The organism is Specibacter sp. BI4 (assembly GCF_056680095.1).
On the sequence record NZ_CM155265.1, the window covers coordinates 2,784,034 to 2,804,171 of the forward strand.

Annotated in this window: 20 protein-coding genes; 8 read left to right on the top strand and 12 right to left on the bottom strand. The window is 62.3% G+C overall.

The annotated features are described in order from the left end of the window. Window positions 1-78 precede the first annotated feature (78 nt). The 3 genes from AC1L6K_RS12815 to glgA form a co-directional block, all read right to left on the bottom strand. Window positions 79-1,008, bottom strand: coding sequence for a hypothetical protein (locus AC1L6K_RS12815; protein ID WP_480949249.1), 930 nt, complete (start codon window positions 1,006-1,008; stop codon window positions 79-81). Continuing rightward, the gene (locus tag AC1L6K_RS12820) at window positions 1,008-1,721 is read right to left on the bottom strand and encodes a DUF6318 family protein (protein ID WP_480949250.1); all 714 of its coding nucleotides are present in this window, start codon (window positions 1,719-1,721) and stop codon (window positions 1,008-1,010) included. The genes AC1L6K_RS12815 and AC1L6K_RS12820 overlap by 1 nt, the downstream gene beginning before the upstream one ends. A gap of 305 nt (window positions 1,722-2,026) precedes the next feature. After that, entirely contained in the window at window positions 2,027-3,229 is a 1,203-nt protein-coding gene (glgA, locus tag AC1L6K_RS12825; protein ID WP_480949251.1) for a glycogen synthase, read from the bottom strand. 103 nt (window positions 3,230-3,332) lie between these two features. Here glgA and glgC point away from each other — a divergent pair, with 103 nt between their 5' ends. The 5 genes from glgC to pepN all read left to right on the top strand — a co-directional run bounded on the left by glgC (window position 3,333) and on the right by pepN (window position 10,490). Then, window positions 3,333-4,763, top strand: coding sequence for a glucose-1-phosphate adenylyltransferase (glgC, locus tag AC1L6K_RS12830; RefSeq protein WP_480949252.1), 1,431 nt, complete (start codon window positions 3,333-3,335; stop codon window positions 4,761-4,763). After that, complete coding sequence (locus tag AC1L6K_RS12835) at window positions 4,760-6,199, top strand: SDR family NAD(P)-dependent oxidoreductase (protein ID WP_480949253.1); 1,440 nt, start codon at window positions 4,760-4,762, stop codon at window positions 6,197-6,199. Before glgC ends, AC1L6K_RS12835 begins: the two co-directional genes overlap by 4 nt. Beyond that, entirely contained in the window at window positions 6,193-7,263 is a 1,071-nt protein-coding gene (locus AC1L6K_RS12840; protein WP_480949254.1) for a YeiH family protein, read from the top strand. The genes AC1L6K_RS12835 and AC1L6K_RS12840 overlap by 7 nt, the downstream gene beginning before the upstream one ends. A 61-nt stretch (window positions 7,264-7,324) precedes the next feature. Then, window positions 7,325-7,798: a GNAT family N-acetyltransferase gene (locus AC1L6K_RS12845; RefSeq protein ID WP_480949255.1), complete on the top strand. Its 474-nt coding sequence runs from the start codon at window positions 7,325-7,327 to the stop codon at window positions 7,796-7,798. A 79-nt stretch (window positions 7,799-7,877) separates the two neighbouring features. Continuing rightward, window positions 7,878-10,490 carry an aminopeptidase N gene (gene pepN / locus AC1L6K_RS12850; RefSeq protein ID WP_480949256.1) on the top strand — a complete coding sequence of 871 codons (2,613 nt, stop codon included), beginning with the start codon at window positions 7,878-7,880 and terminating at the stop codon, window positions 10,488-10,490. Between the two features lie 168 nt (window positions 10,491-10,658). Here the strand turns inward: pepN and AC1L6K_RS12855 are convergent, their stop codons facing one another. The 7 genes from AC1L6K_RS12855 to AC1L6K_RS12885 form a co-directional block, all read right to left on the bottom strand. Further along, window positions 10,659-11,732 carry a tellurite resistance/C4-dicarboxylate transporter family protein gene (locus AC1L6K_RS12855; protein WP_480949257.1) on the bottom strand — a complete coding sequence of 358 codons (1,074 nt, stop codon included), beginning with the start codon at window positions 11,730-11,732 and terminating at the stop codon, window positions 10,659-10,661. Then, on the bottom strand, window positions 11,729-12,790 hold the full coding sequence (lplAB, locus tag AC1L6K_RS12860; RefSeq protein WP_480949258.1) for a lipoate-protein ligase LplAB: 1,062 nt from the start codon (window positions 12,788-12,790) through the stop codon (window positions 11,729-11,731). Before lplAB ends, AC1L6K_RS12855 begins: the two co-directional genes overlap by 4 nt. A gap of 135 nt (window positions 12,791-12,925) precedes the next feature. Then, on the bottom strand, window positions 12,926-13,180 hold the full coding sequence (locus tag AC1L6K_RS12865; protein ID WP_480949259.1) for a type B 50S ribosomal protein L31: 255 nt from the start codon (window positions 13,178-13,180) through the stop codon (window positions 12,926-12,928). A gap of 147 nt (window positions 13,181-13,327) precedes the next feature. Continuing rightward, window positions 13,328-13,786: a peroxiredoxin gene (locus AC1L6K_RS12870; protein ID WP_480949260.1), complete on the bottom strand. Its 459-nt coding sequence runs from the start codon at window positions 13,784-13,786 to the stop codon at window positions 13,328-13,330. Next, a complete protein-coding gene (locus tag AC1L6K_RS12875; protein ID WP_480949261.1) occupies window positions 13,783-14,610 on the bottom strand; it encodes a TrmH family RNA methyltransferase in 828 nt (275 codons plus the stop codon). The genes AC1L6K_RS12870 and AC1L6K_RS12875 overlap by 4 nt, the downstream gene beginning before the upstream one ends. Continuing rightward, complete coding sequence (locus AC1L6K_RS12880; protein ID WP_480949262.1) at window positions 14,607-15,386, bottom strand: sulfite exporter TauE/SafE family protein; 780 nt, start codon at window positions 15,384-15,386, stop codon at window positions 14,607-14,609. Before AC1L6K_RS12880 ends, AC1L6K_RS12875 begins: the two co-directional genes overlap by 4 nt. An 87-nt stretch (window positions 15,387-15,473) precedes the next feature. Continuing rightward, the gene (locus AC1L6K_RS12885; protein ID WP_480949263.1) at window positions 15,474-16,259 is read right to left on the bottom strand and encodes an ABC transporter ATP-binding protein; all 786 of its coding nucleotides are present in this window, start codon (window positions 16,257-16,259) and stop codon (window positions 15,474-15,476) included. Between the two features lie 138 nt (window positions 16,260-16,397). Here AC1L6K_RS12885 and serB point away from each other — a divergent pair, with 138 nt between their 5' ends. Then, window positions 16,398-17,321: a phosphoserine phosphatase SerB gene (gene serB / locus AC1L6K_RS12890; RefSeq protein ID WP_480949264.1), complete on the top strand. Its 924-nt coding sequence runs from the start codon at window positions 16,398-16,400 to the stop codon at window positions 17,319-17,321. A 178-nt stretch (window positions 17,322-17,499) separates the two neighbouring features. Here the strand turns inward: serB and AC1L6K_RS12895 are convergent, their stop codons facing one another. After that, on the bottom strand, window positions 17,500-18,240 hold the full coding sequence (locus AC1L6K_RS12895; protein WP_480949265.1) for an SDR family oxidoreductase: 741 nt from the start codon (window positions 18,238-18,240) through the stop codon (window positions 17,500-17,502). Between the two features lie 148 nt (window positions 18,241-18,388). Then, entirely contained in the window at window positions 18,389-19,123 is a 735-nt protein-coding gene (locus AC1L6K_RS12900) for a beta-ketoacyl-ACP reductase (protein ID WP_480949266.1), read from the bottom strand. 268 nt (window positions 19,124-19,391) lie between these two features. Here AC1L6K_RS12900 and AC1L6K_RS12905 point away from each other — a divergent pair, with 268 nt between their 5' ends. Together AC1L6K_RS12905 and AC1L6K_RS12910 are read left to right on the top strand one after the other, a co-directional pair. Then, window positions 19,392-19,895, top strand: coding sequence for a DUF3099 domain-containing protein (locus AC1L6K_RS12905; RefSeq protein ID WP_480949267.1), 504 nt, complete (start codon window positions 19,392-19,394; stop codon window positions 19,893-19,895). Continuing rightward, a complete protein-coding gene (locus AC1L6K_RS12910; protein ID WP_480949268.1) occupies window positions 19,882-20,136 on the top strand; it encodes a hypothetical protein in 255 nt (84 codons plus the stop codon). The genes AC1L6K_RS12905 and AC1L6K_RS12910 overlap by 14 nt, the downstream gene beginning before the upstream one ends. Window positions 20,137-20,138: the final 2 nt, after the last annotated feature.

Below are 20,138 nucleotides of genomic sequence, written 5' to 3' on the forward strand. Positions count from 1 at the left end.
TCGTCACCAGTCGCTCACATGACGACCAGCAGCAAGCTCTGTCTAAAAGTTCGGGATCCCCCATCTGCCGACTCGGGGTTAGCAGCCAACTCCTTGAGGGTTTTGGAAGCAGTTGTCGGCGTAGAGGTTGGTTTTGGCGCGCCAAACAGTCAGACCCAATGCCGGTGAGGCGATATTGCCCTGGCCCGGTATGGGAAGTTCAGGACCGCCATTAACGGTGTAGCTGCCATTGAAGTGGGTGGTCAGATTGATGCTGACACTGCCGGTCTCGGTGTACACGTGGCTGGTCTGAGTCTGCTCGCCAATGCGGTCCTTGTACAGAGGAGCACCGTGGACTGGCGTGGGCCCCCACACGGTCCCGTCGCCGTAATTCCAGGTGTACGCCACGGGTGTCGCTGTGATTGTCACTTGCTGGCCGAGGAGAGTGATGTTGAAGGTTTGAGTGGTTGCTTCGGCGTAGACGTTGGTCTCCTTGCCGCGAAGGGTGTGTGGTCCTGGCTGGCTCCCGATGGTTGCTGCTGCGACGGGTGTGCGCTGGAATTCACTTGCTATCTGGGCTGCGATCTCTGCAAGGAGATCACGCGGCTTTTCACCGTACACGCACTCCGGACCGGAATAGTATGTCCAGACTGGTGGAACGGCCGTTTTCAAGGCCCTATACCAGTAGATTGCGTTGCCGGGCGTGCCATCAGTGCTGCCGGTACCGGCAGCACACGAAGGCATCACTGCAGCGCATGCTGGGAAAATGTTGCTGTCACCATCGGTGCAGGCGCTCCGAGGCTCATATTTGTAGGGGTCTTCTGGCCCGGTGGAAGGAGCTGGGGTGTAATGATTGTCCGACCCTGGGATTGGCACAAACCCCACTGTGTCGATGCCTGTATCGACCCAGTCGGGCCGTGGTGGATCTATGGTCTCAGCGACTGCCAAGAATGCGGCGGAGATCAGAAACGTCAGAGTCAAAGCGATCACGCCACCTAAACGCCATAAGCGGACTGACAGGCTGGTCATTATTTACTGCCTTCAAGATGCGAAACATTGACGACGGTCCATTTACCAGAGTCGTAGCGGGCTACTAGCAAGTCAGCGACTGCGCTCTTGATACCTTTGTCTTCAGCTAAGGTCTTGTCACTGCGAAAGTACTTTACGTTCTCTTGACGGACCAGCAGAACCACTTGATAACTACCGTCTTCAAGAGGAACGAAGGACGTATCTGTGGATGAAACGATCATTTGGCCACCAACGATCCAACGACCCTCTGCGTGCCACGATTCAACGGCCTCTTGCATGGCCGCACATGTGGGACAACCACTAGCAGTTATGGCCATCATGGGTCCGGCGTCTCCGGTTTCAAAAGCGTAACCGAGGGTTTCGTACCAGTATTCAGCGAACGCGATGAGACCCTCTTTGCTGAATTCCTTGGCTTTGCCTGGGAGCACGGGCACGGGGACATTTTGGGCGGGGCCTTCGGCTGATGCCGGCTTGTAGACCGCTTCGGCAGTGGGCGAAGGAGCTGCTTTCGTGGTCGGCGCCGGGGTTTCTGCGTTTGCCGCGGATGTGATGCCCGGCCCAGCGGTGTTGGTGCCGTTTGCTGCTGCAGTGCATCCCGTGAGTGCAAGCAATACGGCGGTGAAAGCGGCTAGGACGCCGCAGGCGATTTTCGTGCGGCTGTGGTGTCCCGCCCGGATCTTCGACTGTCTGGCTGTGGTGTTGCTGTCCTGCATCGCCGGCCCCTACTCGTGGTACTGAGTGGGCAGCGTACCTCGACGCTGAGGCAGCTGCTCTTTGGCTTGTTTCCAAGGTACACGCGATGCTGCAGACGTGCCAGAACTTATCCACAGTCATCTGGGCTCCGTTCCAAATCCGGCGCAATGGGCATTTCGAATGGCCTAAACGGCCCGGTGCAACTCAGGGTTGGCAACGCTCCGGATATAAGTGAAGGCCCCATCCGCGGATGGGGCCTTCACTCGCAAGTCATACTGCGACATATCCAAGTCATAAAGCCGCAGTAATTAGTCGGCCAACAGATTTATTCTTCCGGAAGCACGCTTTTGTAAACATCCAACGTTTGCTCAACAATTGATTCCCATGAAAAATGATCAGCTGCGCGTTGGCGCCCCTTTTCCCCCATTGACCTTGCGCGGGCAGGATCGTTCACGACCTCAATCATTGCCGCGGCAAAATCAGCCACGAATTTATCCGGATCCAGCGGGGTGCCAGTTCCGTCGCCGACCTGCTCCAGCGGCACCAGCAGCCCAGTCTCGCTATGGGCAACAACTTCAGGGATTCCGCCCGTCGCGCTTGCAACCACTGCTGCACCACACGCCATGGCCTCCAGATTCACGATCCCCAACGGCTCGTAAATGGACGGGCAGGCAAACACTGTCGCGTGGCTTAGAACTTGAACCAGCTCAGCCCTGGGCAACATGCGCTCAATGACGATCACGCCGTCACGCTCCGCCTTCAAACCCTCGATGAGTGCATTGACTTCGGCGCCCAAGGCAGGCGTATCGGCCGCGCCCGCACACAACACCAACTGAACCTCCGGCGGCAGCGCGGCGGCAGCCTTCAAAAGGTAGGGCACGCCCTTCTGCCGCGTCACCCTGCCCACCCAAACCACGCTGGGACGGTCAGGATCAATGCCAAGGGAACGGACGACGTCGTCCTTCTCATCCCGCTGCCAGCCGGCAACATCGATGCCGTTGTGTATGACCTTGACCTTTGCTGGATCCACGTCCGGGTAGCTGCGCAAGATGTCTTGGCGCATGCCATCGGAGACGGCAATGATGGCGGCCGCAGCCTCGTATGCCGTCTTTTCCACCCATGAGGAAACTGCGTATCCGCCGCCCAGCTGCTCAGCCTTCCAGGGCCGCAGGGGCTCGAGGCTGTGCGCGCTGAGCACGTGCGGAATGCCGTGCAGCAGGGACGCAATGTGGCCCGCCATGTTTGCATACCACGTGTGGGAATGCACCAGGCTTGAACCGGCGACGGCTGGCACAATCTGTAAATCCACGCCCAATGTTTGGACCGCGGGATTGGCGTCAGCCAACTCCGGAAGATTTTCATAAGAGGTCACGGCGGCCCCGTGAAAATCATTCTCCCGCGTTTTCCCAAATGCATGGACACGCAAATCAACCTTCGCAGCGAGGACCCGGCTGAGCTCGGCAACATGCACGCCGGCCCCTCCATAAATCTCGGGCGGAAATTCCTTAGTCACAATATCTATACGCACACTCTCAAGGTAGTCTGTCGGGACACATTTGTTCTAGTGTGAAGTTGTTGCAACACTTGCAGGGACAAAGAAATGCAACAATCAAGCTGTCGGAGGTTGGTTCATGTCAGTCAAGAAAGTTCTGGCGATCGTATTGGCAGGCGGTGAGGGCAAACGATTGATGCCCTTGACGGCGGACCGCGCGAAACCAGCCGTGCCCTTTGCGGGTTTCAGACTGGTCGATTTTGCCTTGTCGAACCTGGCAAACTCAGGTTTTCTCAAAATGGTGGTGCTGACTCAGTACAAGTCACACAGTCTTGACCGCCACATTTCTGAAACGTGGCGCATGTCCACCCTGTTGGGCAACTACGTTGCCTCGGTGCCGGCGCAGCAGCGTCGCGGCAAGAGCTGGTTCCTGGGCAGCGCCAACGCCATCTACCAGTCGATGAACCTCATTATCGACGCCGAGCCTGACATTGTTGTTGTGGTGGGCGCCGACCACGTTTATCGCATGGACTTTGCACAAATGGTTCAAAGCCACATCAACTCGGGAGCCCGGGCAACCGTGGCCGCCGTGCGCCAACCGTTGGCCATGGCTGACCAGTTTGGTGTCATCGAGGTCGACGGCGGTGAAGTCCCCGGAGCCATCGGGGCACACAAGATTGCGGCCTTCGTGGAAAAGCCCGCGTCCACTCCGGGACTGCCCGAAGCCCCCGACCATTTTCTGGCATCCATGGGCAACTATGTTTTTGACACCGAGGCACTCGTTGAAGCGCTGGAGCAGGACGCCGTCAAGGAAGACACCAAGAACGACATGGGCGGGGACATCATCCCCTACTTCGTGGACCGCGAAGAAGCCTATGTGTATGACTTCACCACCAACGACATTCCGGATGCCACCGACAGGGACCGCAACTACTGGCGCGACGTGGGAACCATCGATTCCTACTACGACGCGCACATGGACCTGATCTCGCCGGTGCCCATCTTCAACCTGTACAACAGGGCCTGGCCCATCTACACCCGCAATACGACGTCGCCCCCGGCAAAGTTTGTCCGCGGTGACCATAACTCGGTGGGAACAGCCCTGGATTCGATCGTTGCCCCCGGGGTTGTGGTCTCCGGTGGCGTCGTGGAGAACTCGGTGCTCTCCAACGATGTGTACGTCGGCACGGGAGCCCGCGTGCAGGACTCCGTCCTGATGGACAAGGTCACGATCGGAGCCGGTGCCGTGGTGCGTCGGGCGATTATTGACAAGAACGTGAAAATCCCGGCAGGAGCCAGCATTGGCTTGGATCCCGACCTAGACAGGGCCCGCGGCTTTGCCGTCACGGAATCAGGTCTCACGGTGCTGAGCAAGGGACAGGTGGTCCCGGCGCCGGACGCGGCCGAAAAGGCCCTGTCCCTCGCTGCCGCGGCTGAGCTTCCCGAGGCCCTGGGCTTGGCGGTCGGGCGCGTCCAACTGGCGAAGGAAACCATGGATCAGGTCGTGGAAAACCAGATCTCGGCCATTGGGTCTGCGGGCTCCGACGAAGAGGCTAAAATTGTGGGGTGACTGCCCCTGACTTGACCCCCGAAGAAATCCAAAATTGTCTCAAAGTTTTGGACAGCATCCATGTCTATGACGAAGAACATCCCGACTATGTCCTGGTCCGCCGGGCCACGGGAAAGATGTTCAAGGCGGTAAAGCGCCACCGCCGCAACGTCAAGCGCGACGCCGTCAATGATGCCGACAAGGCGGTCATTGCAAAGACTGCCACGGCAGCCCCTGACCGGATAGATGATGAGACGCGGGGCAACAAGCTCAAGCCGTCAACCACTGGCGACACGGCGGGAACGCTTCTGCGTTCCCGCCCCTGCTACATCTGCAAACAGCACTACACCCAGGTGGACGCTTTTTACCACCAGCTGTGCCCGGCGTGTGCAGCATTCAACCACTCCAAGCGGGATGCCCGCACCGACCTCAGCGGCAAGCGTGCGCTGCTGACGGGCGGGCGCGCCAAAATTGGCATGTACATTGCCCTCCGGCTGCTGCGCGACGGCGCCCACACCACCATCACCACCCGTTTCCCCAAGGACGCAGCCCGCCGCTTTGCCGCCATGGAAGACAGCGGCGACTGGCTGCACCGCCTGCGGATTGTCGGCATCGACCTTCGCGACCCCACCCAGGTTGTTGCCCTGGCGGACTCCCTCAACGAGGCGGGTCCGCTCGAGATCATCATCAACAATGCCGCACAAACAGTGCGCCGCTCGGGGAACGCCTACGCGCCGCTGGTGGACGCAGAACTTGAAGAACTGCCCACCGACACCCCCATGCCCGAGCTTGTCACCTTCGGCCACGCCCACGACAAGCACCCGCTCGCCCTTGCCACGCAGATGATGGCACAACCCAAACTTGCCGGTGATGAAATTGCTGCCCTGGCGCTCTCCATGGGGTCTGCATCCCTTGAACGCATGGAGGCAGGCACGGCCATCGATGCCGGTGGCCTCGTCCCCGACAAGGCCACCATCAACAGTTGGACCCAGGTTGTTGACCAGGTCGACCCCCTGGAAATGCTGGAGGTCCAGCTGTGCAATGTCACGGCGCCCTTCCTCCTGGTTTCCAGGCTGCGCCCGGCAATGCAGGCTTCGGACGCACACAGGAAGTACATTGTGAACGTTTCAGCCATGGAGGGCCAGTTCTCCCGCGCCTACAAGGGCCCCGGCCACCCGCACACCAACATGGCCAAGGCAGCACTGAACATGCTGACCCGGACCAGCGCCAAGGAAATGCTCGACGCCGACGGCATCCTCATGACGGCAGTGGACACCGGGTGGATCACCGACGAACGCCCCCACTACACCAAGGTGCGCCTTGCTGAAGAGGGCTTCCACGCACCACTGGACCTGGTCGACGGCGCAGCACGTGTCTACGACCCGATCGTGATGGGTGAGGCCGGCGAAGACCAGTACGGTGTCTTCCTCAAGGACTACAAGCCCAGCCCGTGGTGAACTCCGCGGCCGCCGGGACAGGCGGCTGGAGGGCCGCCGCACGCGCCATTGCCCCCGGGCTGGCTGTTGCCCTGGCCGCGGTCGCCGTTTCCCTCCTGCTCCACAGTGTGCTGCCGATGCTGCCGGCCATGACCATCGCCGTCGTGCTGGGCATTGCGGCCGTGAACCTGCCCGGCACCTCCCGGCTGTGCCAGGGGCCCTGGCGGGCCGGACTGAACTTCGCGGGCAGGCACTTCATGCGTGCCGGCATTGTTTTCCTCGGGCTCAAGCTCAGCCTCGGCGACATCATGGACCTTGGCTGGATCAGCGTGGCACTGGTTGTGGCCGTGGTGCTGCTCAGTTTTGCCGGCACCTTGGCGCTCGGGAAATTGTTCAGGCTCGACGGCGACACTCCCCTGCTGATAGCCACGGGCTTCTCCATTTGCGGGGCCTCGGCCATCGGCGCCATGGCAGCAGTCAAGGGCACCAAGCACGAGGACACCGTGCTCCCGGTGGCTTTGGTGACGTTGTGCGGCACGCTGGCGATCGGCATTCTGCCGCTTTTGATGAGCCCGCTGGGGCTTTCGCCGCTGCAATTTGGGCAGTGGGTTGGCGCCGGCGTCCACGACGTCGGACAGGTTGTGGCGACAGCCCAGACAGCCGGTGCGGTTGCACTGAGTGCCGCAGTCGTCGTGAAGCTGACACGGGTTGTGCTGTTGGCGCCGATCGTGGGTGTGGCAGGGGCGATTGAACGCAAACGTCATGCCCGGGCCTTGGCGCTGCGGCGGGCCAACGGCACCGAACCGGAGGTCGCCGCACGTTTTCCACCCATCGTTCCGCTGTTCGTGATCGGTTTCCTGCTGATGACGGCGCTGCGCACCACCGGCTGGCTGCCGGAGGCCGCCATCGAGGGCGGTGCCCTGGCGCAGGACATCGCCCTCGGTGCCGCACTCTTTGGCCTTGGCTCAAGCGTCAGGGTCCGCGAACTCCTGGACACCGGTGCACGGGCAACCGTCATGGCCCTCTGCTCCTGGGCATTGATCGGCACCTTGGCGTTTGGGGCAGTGCACCTGATGGCGGGCTAGTGCCTGCTGCTTTCTCGATGAAGCCGTGGATTCTGCAGTCGAGGCATGGCATTATCGAGCCATGGTTGAGATCCGACGGCTGCGTCGCGGCGACGCGACAGCGGCAGCCACAATGTTTGCGATGATGGCCGCGGTGTTTGAAGAGCACTCCCAGCCTCTCCCGGGCGCATATCTCCAGGAGATTCTCAGCCGCGATTCCTTTTGGGCCATCTCGGCATTCGACGGTGCCGACGCCGTAGGCGGGCTTACCGCACACACGCTGCCCATGACCCGCTCCCCCTCGGCAGAGATTCTCATCTACGATCTTGCGGTGCGGGAAGACCACCAACGGCAAGGCATCGCGGCCAGCCTTGTCAACGAACTGCGCGCCGCCGCCGCATTGGAAGGTATCCAGGAGATATTCGTCCCGGCCGACAACGCAGATGTGGGGGCCCTGGAGTTCTACCGTGCGCAGGGCGCCATCCCTTCGCCGGTCACCCACTTCACGTTTGGCCGACAGCCCGCGTCTCCCACCGAAACGCCCGTCGTTCCCTGATCCGAACCCCCGGCGGCGTTGACCCCCACCGGCACCGGGCGTGACGGACGTACGGACGGAACCGTGATTGAATCAAACGGTGTCCAACTTTAATCTTTTGCGCAGCGAAGCCGCAGCCCGAAAAGCCCGTGTCAGTGTCCACCACTACGACGTCGAACTGGATCTAAGCCAGGCCGCCGACCTGGCAGTGCCTGGTTTTTCCAGCCGCACCACCATCAAATTTTCGGCAACCGGTGCGGCCGGGACCTTCCTTGACTTCATCGGCCTGAGCGTGGAGTCGGTTGAGCACAACGGCAAGCTGCTAAGTGTCGCCGACGTCGTCGATGCCCAGCGGATCAATCTGCCGGAACTGGCTGCTGACAACGAAGTGGTTGTTTGTGCCACGGCCGCGTATTCCAGCAGTGGCGAGGGGCTGCACCGCTTCGTCGATCCGGCCGACGGCCAGACGTACACCTATACACAGTACGAACCGGCCGATGCACGCCGCGTCTTTGCCAACTTTGAGCAGCCGGACCTCAAGGCACCATTCACCTTCCACGTCACGGCGCCGAACGGCTGGCAGGTGGCGTCCAACCAGGCAGTGGCCGGCAAAACGGCCGCAGTCGGCGTAACCCGCTGGGACTTCGCCGCGACCTTGCCCATCTCCACGTACATCACCACCGTGCTGGCCGGCCCGTATTTCAAGGCCGAGGACCACTTTTCAATGGAGTTTGGCCCCGACAGCGCACATCACGGCCAGCGCCTGGACATCCCACTGGCCGCCTACTGCCGCGCCTCACTGGCGCCGCACTTTGACGCCGATGAAATCTTCAAGGTCACCAAGGCCGGGCTGAAGTACTTCAACGGGCTCTTTGACCATCCCTATCCGTTTGGCAAGTACGAGCAGGCTTTCGTGCCGGAATACAATCTGGGCGCCATGGAAAACCCGGGACTTGTCACATTTACGGAGGCGTACATCCACGCCTCCCGCGCCACCGACACCGCCTACCAGCAGCGTGCCAACACCATCATGCACGAGATGGCGCACATGTGGTTTGGTGACCTCGTGACCATGACCTGGTGGGATGATCTGTGGCTGAAGGAGTCATTCGCGGACTACATGGGCCACCTCGCCGTGTCCCAAGCCACCCGCTGGGGCGCCAAGTCGTGGACCATGTTCGCCAGCCGCCGCAAGGCGTGGGCCTACACGCAGGACCAGCTGCCCACCACGCACCCCATTGTTGCCGACATCCCCGACCTGGAAGCCGCGAAGGCCAACTTTGACGGCATCACCTACGCAAAGGGCGCCTCCGTCCTCAAGCAGCTCGTGGCGTACGTCGGCCAGGACGCGTTCATCGCCGGTTCGCGCCAGTACTTCAAGGACCACAAGTACGCCAACACCACTCTCAACGACCTGCTGACACCCCTCAGCGCCGCATCCGGACGGGACCTTGGCGACTGGGCCGGGAAGTGGCTGCGGACATCCGGCATGTCCACCCTGACACCCGATCTCGAAACCGCCAACGGCAAGATCACGTCCCTGTCCATCCACCAGGATGCCGTTGATCCCGTGACCGGCCGGGAAGCGCTGCGTCCCCACCGCCTTGCCGTCGGCTTCTTCAAGTACGACGCCGGTGCCCTGGTCCGCACCGAGTCGATCACCCTGGACGTGGTTGGCCAGGTGACGGAGGTGCCCGGTGCAGTTGGCCTGCCTGCCCCGCACCTGGTGATCGTCAATGACGATGACCAGAGCTACGCCAAGGTCCGGCTCGACCCTTCCTCCCTGGCCACGGCACTGGCCGGTGTGGGAACCATTGCCGATCCCATGGCCCGCAGCCTGGTGTGGTCCTCACTGTGGAATGCCACCCGCGATGCGGTGCTGCCTGCTGCCGCTTACCTTCGTGCCGTGGTGCAGCATGCCGGCGGGGAATCAGACATCAGCTTGTTGCAGACGCTGGCCGACAATGCCGTGTCTGCTTTGGACTTCTACTGTGCCCCGGCCGACCGTGCATCGACCCGCGAAATGCTGATTGCAGGCGTCGCAGCCCATCTGGCGCAGGCAGCTCCTGCCAGCGATGAACAGCTCGTGTGGGTCCGTGCCCTGGCTGAGCTTGGCCGGGGCAGTGACTCAGTCGCAGCCCGCAGCCGGGCCATGCTGACAGGTGAAAGTGTGCCGGAGGGATTGACTGTTGACGGCAGCCTGCGCTGGCTGTTGTGGGTGCAGCTTGCCGCCCGGGGGGAGGCAACAACCGCGGAGTTGGATGCCGAACTGGCAGCCGACACCACGGCTGAACACCGCGCCAGCCACTGCACAGCCGTCGCCGCCCTGCCGGATGCCGGGATGAAGCGGCAGCGCTGGAATGAAGCCGTCGAGGAAGAGACGCTCACGAACCAGTTGCTCAGCGCCACAATTGCAGGGTTCACCGTTGCCGGCAGCGACCTGCTGGCTCCGTACATCGAGCTGTATTTCGAGGCAATTGAGCGGGTCTGGAACGCCCGAAGCCTGGAAATCGCCGGACGCATCGTCCGCGGGTTGTTCCCGGCCCGCCAAGACCTGGGAGCAGGCATGGTTCCGGAACAGCATCCGGTGGTGCTTCGTGCGGATGCCTGGCTGGCGGGGAACCCGGACTCCGCCAGGGGCCTGCGGCGCATTGTGCTCGAACAACGCGACCAGCTGGTGCGCTCGCTCACGGCCCAGGCCGTAGGGGCCTAAGCGCTGCCGGCCTAAGCGGTAAGGGCACAAGGGAAGGGGCGCAGGAGGCGGGACCTGGGAGGGTGAAGGCCGGGCGAAAGCGGCCGGGTTTCGCGGAAGCCGTCAACGCTGCGGCTGTCCGCCCGAGTCCTGCCCCGCCCCTTGGTGTGTTGCCCGTCCCCTGCATTGTCAGGGGGACGGTTGCTGCGAGCCCCGCAGCAACCACCGTGAAAAGGCAATGACCATGACCACGGCAACTGCCAGCCACGCGGCAACGGCGACCCAGGTGGCCCAGTCCCCCACGAGCGACACCAGCGGCATTTCGTTTTCAGTGCCAAACCTGAAAGTGGCAACGGCAAACATGCCCAGGGGAAACACGATCGACCACAACGCCGTGCTGTACATCACGGGTTCACGGCGAACCACGTGGTGCCAGAAGCCGAAGGCGACCAGGAGCGGAACCCACCACAGGCCAAAAGCCCACAGCAGATAGCTGATGCCGCCCACAGTGGTGCCGGCCAGCTGAATGACGGGGACATCGGCTGGCAGGTGCAGGATCATCGAACCGGCCAGGACTGTGATGGCCGTGGCGCCCATGAAGATCCAATTGGTGGGCACAATGCCGCCGAGACTTTCACCGCCGGTCAGCAGCCGCAACATCACCAGCGTTGTCAGGGTCAGGTACAGCATCATGCCAACGCCCCAGAAGGCCACCGCTGCGTCACTGAGCAGCCGCACCGTGTTGCCGCCGGAGGCTAGTGAGGCGGCAGCCATCGAAATCGACTGGGTGGAGACAACCCACAGAAACCAAGTCCCATCCACGGGCAGCAGGCGGGGACGCAGGCTTTCTCCCATTTCTGTCCGCAGCATCATCGACAGCGGCACGCCGTAGGCAAGAAAGAGCCACAGCGGAATGCTGATGGCGGCCAGGATCCACGTAACGGCAGGTGCCACGGGGTGAAAGCCGATGCCAACAACATTGATGGCAGCCACCATTGTCAGGTACCCAAACCCCTTGTGCGGATCACGGAAATCGGCTGCCGCGTCCGCGGTGTGCACGACGAGCCGCGCCATGAGCCCTGCCAGCAGCACGAGCAAGGCAGCGGTGGCGATCCACTGCAGGGTCCAGGCGGCAACGGTCCATCCGGCGTCGACGAGTGCTGCGGACACAATTCCCGTGGCCATGACAAAGGCAAAGGCGGCTGGTGGCTGGTTGGGCCATCGGGACGTGGGTGCTGCAGCTCCCCGAGGCAGCGTGCTCATGGGATCCTGTGCAGCCATTCGGGGGTGCCGAACTTGTCCTCGACCCTGCGGGCGGCTTCGGCCAACTCTTCGGCTGTGAGGACGGCGGTGCGCGCGCCATAACGGTTGGCAAAGGTTTCACTCATGCGTCCAAGGATGTCCTGGCGGCTCAATCCACTTTGGCGCCGCAGCGGGTCCACACGCTTTTTGGCGGAGCGGGTGCCCTTGTCCGAGAGTTTTTCCTTGCCGATGCGCAGCACCTGAACCATCTTGTCCGCGTCAATGTCGTAGCTCATCGTGACGTGGTGAAGCATGCCCCCGTTGCTGAGCCGCTTTTGGGCGGCACCGCCAATCTTGCCCTGGCTGGTGGCAATGTCATTGAGCGGAATGTAGAAGGCCTCTATGCCCATCGACTCAAGCGCAGCCAAAACCCAGGCGTCCAGGAATTTATATGAGTCCTCGAACGTCAGCCCGTCAACGAGGGTTTGCGGCAGATACAGCGAGTACGTGATGCAGTTTCCGGCCTCCATGAACATCGCTCCCCCGCCGCTAATCCGGCGGACAACGTTGATGCCATACTTTTCAACACCTGATGGGTCAATTTCATTGCGCACCGACTGGAAACTGCCAATCACCACCGACGGCTCTTCCCAGTCCCAGAAACGCAGGGTCGGGTTGCGCCGGCCGGCACCCACCGCCTCGGTCAAAACCTCATCCAAGGCAACGTTGACGGCCGTGGGCAGGACAGTGGGGGCGATGATGTCCCACTCATGGTCAACCCAGCTCGTTGCCTTTGTCAGCGCCCGCCGCACGGCGATGGAGACCGCCTGTGCCGAGAAACCAAACAGCACGGCTTCCGCGGGCAGGGCCGCAGTGACGGCGTCGGCCAGTTCCGTGGCGGGCAGCGCGGCGGACAGCCCGTTCAGTGCCGCGTTGATGTCGTCAAGAGCCTCGTCGGGCTCAAGAAAAAAGTCACCACTGACCCGCACCCCGTCGAGCAGTCCGTCGCTGACTGAGCAGTCGACAACAACCAATTTGCCGCCGTGCACCTTGTATTCACCATGAAGTTCAGAAGCCATGACTCCATCTTCCCCGTCCGCGGCACCCGCGTGCAAAACCAGCCCCGGGATGTGCGTGGGAAAAGGTGCCGGGACGCAGGAAGGCCCGCACCAAACGGTGCGGGCCTTCCCCGATAAAACTGGTGGAAAGAAGTGTTACTTCTTGCCGAAGCCTGCGAAGCGGGCGTTGAAGCGCTCGACGCGGCCGGCGCTGTCCATGATGCGCTGCTTGCCCGTGTAAAACGGGTGTGACTCGGAGGAGATTTCCACGTCGATGACGGGGTAGGTGTTGCCATCTTCCCACTCGATGGTCTTCTGCGACGTCGCGGTGGAACGCGTCAGGAACTTGGTGCCGGAAGCCAGGTCGTTGAAAACGATCGCTTCGTACTTCGGGTGGGCGTTCTGCTTCACTGTAAACCTCGGAGTGTTATCGCCTGGTTTTTGCCAGACTGATGAATGATATGGCCACTAGGACCAGCTAGAAACTTTACCGGTTCGCGCCCATTTCGACAAGCCGGGACGCGCGGCGCTGTGGAACCGTTGTGAAAGGGTGTGAAATCAGCCCATCAAGGCCAGGGCCGCAAGGGCCTGGTCGGCGTGCAGATCCATGTTGGTTTCGCTGGAGACGGCGAATCGCAGGATTCCGGCGGCGTCCACGATGAACGTGGCCCGCTTGGTGGGCAGTGATTTGGCCAGCAGGCGGCGCCGGACACCGAACAAATCCGCCACCTCGCCTTTCCTGTCGCTCAGGAGGGGGTAGTTGAAGTTGTTCTTGGTGGCAAAATCAAGCTGCTTGGCCTCCGAATCCGTGCTGATGCCCACGATCGAGGCCCCCGCGGCCGCAAACTCCGCCTGCAGGTCCCGGAAATGGCAGGCCTCCTTCGTGCAGCCGCCGCTGCCGGCCAAGGGGTAGAAGAAGATCACCAGCGGGCCGTTGGCGCTGAGTTCGGAAAGGCTGCGCACCTGTCCGTGCTGGTCGGGCAAGGAAAAGTCGGATACCTTCTCGTCTACGTTCATGCTTTCAGACTACCCGCGGCGCCGTCAGGTGTGGTGGCAAAAAAGGCAACGGCACTGGCGGCAGCGACGTTCAGCGAGTCAACGCCCGCGAACATGGGAATCATGACGGTGTGCCGGGCCCGGGCCAGTGTTTCGGCACTGAGGCCGTTGCCCTCACTGCCAAGGATCAAGGCCAGCTTCTCCTCGTTGCGGGCGGCAAGTTCCAAAATGGTGAGCGAGTCGGGCTCCAGGGCCAGGGCCGCCGTCGTAAATCCAGCCTCATGGAGCAGGTCCAGGCCTGCGTGCCACGACGCCAGGCGCGCCCACGGGACCTGGAACACAGCACCCATGCTCACACGGATGCTGCGGCGATACAGCGGATCCCCGCAGCTGGGACTGATCAGGACGGCATCGATGCCCAGTGCCGCGGCGGAGCGGAAGATGGCACCAATGTTGGTGTGGTCGCTGATGTCCTCCAGCACCGCCACGCGGCGGGCTGCGGCCAGCAGCGACGGGAGGTCAGCCGGTGCGGGGCGGTGCATGGCCGCCATGGCACCCCGGTGGAGGTTGATGCCGGTGATTTCCTCCAGCATGGCGCCGGTGCCCACAAAAGCTGGGACATCGGGGTGCGCCTCAAGCACGTCCAACACCTCAGGCAGCCTTTTCTCCGCCAGGAAGAAGGAGCGGGGCTGGTGTCCGGCAGCCAGGGCGCGCCGGACCACCTTGGGGCTTTCGGCAATGTAAAGGCCCTCGGCGGGTTCCTTGGCCTTGCGCAGTTGGACGTCTGTCAGGGAGACATAGTCGCTGACGCGGGGGTCGGCGGCGTCCTCGAGGTGGATGATCATGCGACCACCAGTTTCTGGACCATGAAGAACAACGCCACCAGGCCAAGGATGACGATGACAGTGCGCAGAACGACAGGCGGCAGCCTGCGACCGATTTTCGCGCCGACAAAGCCGCCGATGAGGGAGCTGACGGCGATCAGTCCGACCACTGCCCAGATGATCTTTTCCGGAGCAAACAGCAGGTACGAGATTGCCGCGATGATGTTCACACTCAGGGACAGCACGTTTTTTACGGCATTGGCGTTCTGCAGGGTGCCGCTCATGAAAATGCCGAGAATTGCCACCAGCAGCACACCCTGGGCCGCCACAAAGTATCCGCCGTACACGCCGGCAAGAAACACCAGCCCCACCATGAGCGCATCGTGGGAGCGTCCCGACGGGGCACTGTCGCGTCGGGTCTTGACGGCTGCCTGCAGCCGGGGCTGAAAAATGACCAGCGCGAGGGCAAACACGATCAGCACGGGGGCGACAACGTGGAACACTTCTTCGGGCAGGTGCAGCAGCAGGTAGGCGCCGGTGACTCCGCCCAGCAGCGAGGCCGGAATCAGCCGCGCCAGGTTGTGTCCCATGCCCCGCAGCTCGCGCCTATAGCCCCAGGTCCCTGACACTCCCCCGGCAATCAAGCCCATGGCGTTGCTGACAACGGCCATGACGGGGGCGATGCCCAGTGCAATCAGGATGGGGAAGGTGACAAGCGTCCCGGAGCCCACCACCGTGTTGATGGTGCCGGCCCACAAGCCGCCCAGCAGGATGAAAAAAGAATCAAGCGCGTTCACAAGTGTGGCAGGTCCTCTGCGGTATGGCTGGTGTGCTGGACGGTGCCGGGGCTGCCGGTGGGGCCAGTCCGGGAAGAACGACGGCGGCTAGCTGCGTGCCGTTGCAGTGTAGCGGCCGCCGTTGCTTGAGACAGCGAGCGGCAGGCCAAAGGTGGCGCTGAGGTTGTCCTCCGTCAGGACGTCGGCGATGGGCCCCTGGGCGACCACCGCTCCTTCACGCAGCAGCAATGCATGGGTGAAGCCGGGCGGGATTTCCTCGAGGTGGTGCGTTACCAGCACGGTGCTGGGAGCCATCGGGTCGGCGGCAAGTTCACTCAGGCGGTGGACCAGGCCTTCGCGCCCGGCCAGGTCCAGGCCGGCACCCGGTTCGTCCAGCAGCAGCAGTTCGGGGTCGCTCATGAGGGCGCGGGCGATCTGCACGCGCTTGCGCTCTCCGTCGCTCAACGAGGCGAAGGGGCGGTTGAAGAACGTGGAGACGCCCCACTCCTCCAAAAGGCCAAACGCACGGCGTTCGTCGTCGCGCTCGTAGGCTTCACGCCAGCGGCCGGTGACGCCGTATGACGCCGTCACCACCACGTTCAAGACTTTTTCATGCTCCGGGATCTGGTGGGCAAGGCTGGCGGAGGCCACACCAATGCGCGGGCGCAATTCAAAGACATCAACGGCACCCAAAACCTCATCCAGAATTCCCGCAACGCCGCGGGTGGGGTGCATGCGGGCACCGGCGATTTGCAGAAGGGTGCTTTTTCCGGCGCCGTTTGGTCCCAGGACCACCCAGCGTTCGCCTTCGGCGACGCGCCAATCGACGTTGTCCAACAATGTTTTAGTGCCGCGGACAACGCTGACACCGGCCAAACCCAAGACTTCACTCATAAGAACTGAGCTTATGACACGAGGGGCGGCCAGCGCTAACCAGCACACACCCGCCCGCGCCATGAATCTTGGGGTGCGGGCAGGTGAAGCATGGTTTCTGAATCAGGATTTTTGGGCACAGCGGCTAGAATCGTCAGCATGCCCTCCACATTCACAGCAGTCAGCTACGGCCAAACGCTCTCCCCTGCCGTCATGGAGAAAGTCAGGACAGTCCTGACCGACCACGGCTACACCATTGCCTCGGAACGCGGCGAGCACCATCCCGGTTTTGAAGCAATAGTGCTTGAGCTGGGCTCACTTGCCCCCTCGGGAACAACCGATGCCCAGTCCGCAGCGCGGCTGGCAAGGTTGCGGAAGGCGCTGGCGGAGGCAGGGGCAGGAGAGGTGGGCACCGCCGTCGTGCCTGACTCGTTGCGCCATGCGGCGCGCAAGTTCATCATCATGGATGTGGATTCCACACTGATCCAGCAGGAAGTCATCGAGCTCCTTGCCTCCCATGCCGGCACCGAAGCCGAGGTGGCCAAGGTCACGGCGGCCGCCATGCGCGGGGAATTGGATTTTGCCGAGAGCCTGCACCACCGGGTGGCCACGCTGGCGGGCCTTCCCGAGAGCGTGCTGGCGGAAGTCGGTGCGAAGGTCAGGCTGTCAGTGGGCGCCGAACGTTTCGTGGCACAGGCCAAGGCTGCGGGGCACGTTGTTGCCGCCGTGTCGGGCGGCTTCTCGCAGATCCTCACACCGCTGGCCGAGCGCCTTGGCCTGGACTTTGCGCTGGCCAACGACCTTGAAATCATTGACGGCCACCTGACGGGCAAGGTGACAGGGGCAGTTGTTGACAGGGCGTCCAAGGCCGTCCAACTGCGGAACTGGAGCATGGAATCCGGCATTGTCCAGGGCGCGACCATGGCGATTGGTGACGGCGCCAACGACCTCGACATGATGGCAGCTGCCGCGCTTGGCGTGGCATTCAATGCCAAACCGGCCGTGCGTGAAGCCGCCGATGCGCAGATCAACCTGCCGAATCTTGACGTCGCCCTGGCCCTGGCCAACATCCGGGACGTCTAGAAGTCCAGTCTGGGCCGGCCGTGCGGGGAACGCCTGGACCGCCGGATTTACCACTGATTTAACGACCGAACGCTCCTGCAGCTATGGCAGGATTTTCCACACCGCTCCTGCAGTGACTGCAGGAGCGTCAAGAGAATTCGTGCCAAAGCTGCAGGAGCGTTTGTCGTGGGCTCAGGGGCTACTTGAAGGAGTCCGCGCCGCCCACGTATTCGGTGTGGCCGGTAGGCACGTCTGCGGTTGCAATCTTGGCGATTTCAGCGGCAAATTCAGACACCGAGTACAGGCGACCGGCTTCGGCGCGGCGCGCCTCGATGGCACCCGGGTTGGCACGGTCAAGCAGCGTGGCAGTGACGGTGCCTTCGATCATGTCGGCCGAAATCACCACCAGGGATACATCCTCGGCGGCCAGGTTCGGGATCAAGGCGCGCAGGGCGTCCTCGCCGGCGCGCTTGCTCTTGGCAACGGGCTCGTATTCGGGCATGGTGGGCACTGTCTCAATGAAGTGCGCCTGGTGGCTTGTGACAAATACCACCCGTGATCCTGCGGGCAAAACGGGCAACGCCGCATTGAGCAGGTTCACCTGTGCATCGCGGTTGAGCAGCAATGCATAGTTTTCAGCCATGCCGCTTTCCATGCCGCCTGAGGCGTTCAGGACGACGAGGTCCAGGGAGCCGAAGTTCTCCAGTGCCGCGCTGACCAGCGCCTGCACGCCTTCCTGGGTGGTGAGGTCGGCGCCCACGGCTACTGCCCGGCCGCCGGCTTCCACAATCTGGGCCACTACCTTGTTGGCCCGGGGTGCCTTCTGGCGGTAGTTGACCACCACGGCCGCACCCTCGGCGGCGAGGTATTTGGCCACGTCGGCGCCGACGCCGCGTGATGAGCCGGTGACAATGGCTGTCTTTCCGTCAAGCTTTCCCATAAAAAATATCCTTAATTTATTGCTGGTCGATCACTGGCCGGGCTGTTGGGCCCGCCGTGGGCGTTAAAACGAATCTTATCCGCGGACGATGCTACTGCCGAGTAGGCTGCTGCGCTCCCGGGCGCGAACAGCGCGACGGCAGGGTGTCCTAGTGGCCCATGCCCAGGCCGCCATCGACGGGGATGACAGCGCCGGAGATGTAGGAGGCCTCATCGCTGGAAACCCACCGGACCACGTTGGCCACTTCTTCAGCCGAGGCAAAGCGCGCTGCCGGAATACTGGCAAGGTACTGCTTCTGGGTCTCCTCGGGCAGCGCGGCCGTCATGTCGGTGCTGATGAAGCCGGGGGCCACAACGTTGGCTGTGATGCCGCGCGAACCAAGTTCGCGGGTGAGGGATCGGGCAATGCCCACCAGACCGGCCTTGGATGCTGCGTAATTGATCTGGCCGGGTGAGCCATACAGGCCGACAACCGATGAGATAAGCACCACACGGCCCTTGCGCTTGCGGATCATGCCCTTGGAGGCGCGTTTGATGACGCGGAAGGCACCCGACAGGTTGGTGTCCACGACCGACGTGAAGTCATCCTCGCTCATGCGCAGCAGCAAGGTGTCCTTCGTGATGCCGGCGTTGGCGATCAACACCTCAACGGGCCCATGGGCGGCCTCAACCTCTGTGAATGCCGCATCAATCGAGGCCGCGTCCGTGACGTCGGCCTGGACCCCAAGGATTCCCTCGGGCAGCTCTGACGGGCTCCTGTACGTCACGGCAACCTTGTCGCCGTTTGCCAGGAACGCCTGTGCAATGGCAAGGCCAATGCCACGGTTCCCGCCGGTGACCAAAACACTGCGACCCTGGCGCTCTTCGCCTGCCTGTGCACTCATGTATTCCTCCATAAAATCGGACCATAGAAAATCAAGCGTCAGAACAATAGACGCCCAAAAAGCGGTTTCGAGCAGTGGCTTGGCAGCCAGCCGGGCGGTCCCCCGGATAATCCAGGGGCAATTCCCGGGTGTTCCTGCGGGAACGCCGGGCTGCGCTGCGAAATTCACTGCGGTTAACGAATCCTACGGTGAAAGGCCCGCCTCCACACAGTTGGCTTTTGGTTGTGCACCCTCGCAGTGACAGAATGGAGGTGTCCCTTGGAGTGTGATGAAAGAGCAATCAGCTACGCCGAAGTTCGGTGCAGGCCGGCGCAGCAAGTACCGTCACGGCGCGCCCGCCACCAACGTCCAAGCCATAACCAACGCCGCGGTCTCGCACAGCGAAGAAATGCGCAGCCGCATGGTCAAGTATTCGGTCACCATGGGCATCCGCATGGTGTGTTTGGCAGCCATCTTCGTCTTTGACGGGTGGTTCAAGCTGATCCCCATCATCGGTGCCGTGGTCCTGCCGTGGGTGGCAGTGGTCATCGCCAACGGCGGTGCCGACGTCGTCCACCGGGAAACCGTGGAACTTCTCGACGAAGCCCCGATGTATGCCGTTTCGGGGGGCGAATCCGGCACTGACGGCGGCGCCGAACCAGGCGACGTGCTCGCCGGCGAGATTGTTCCGGACGAGCCGCTCCCGGACGAGACGGACGGCGCGGGAGAAGCGGACCCGGATGCAGGCAGCGAAAAAGCGTCGCAGGAGGACAAACACCATGAACATCTTTGATTTGCTGCCGGGCGAGGGACAGCCCGGCCCGGAGCAACCCGAAACACCCATCTGTTCACGCAAGGGCTGCCGCGAAAACGCCACCATGCAGCTGCTGTGGAACAATCCCAAGATTCACACACCCGAACGACGCAAGATCTGGTTGGCCTGCTTTGAGCATGCCCCGTGGCTTGAAGATTATCTGCAAAGCCGTTCCCTGTGGAAAGAGACTCTGCCCTTGAGCCCTAAGGATTCCGCCTAGTT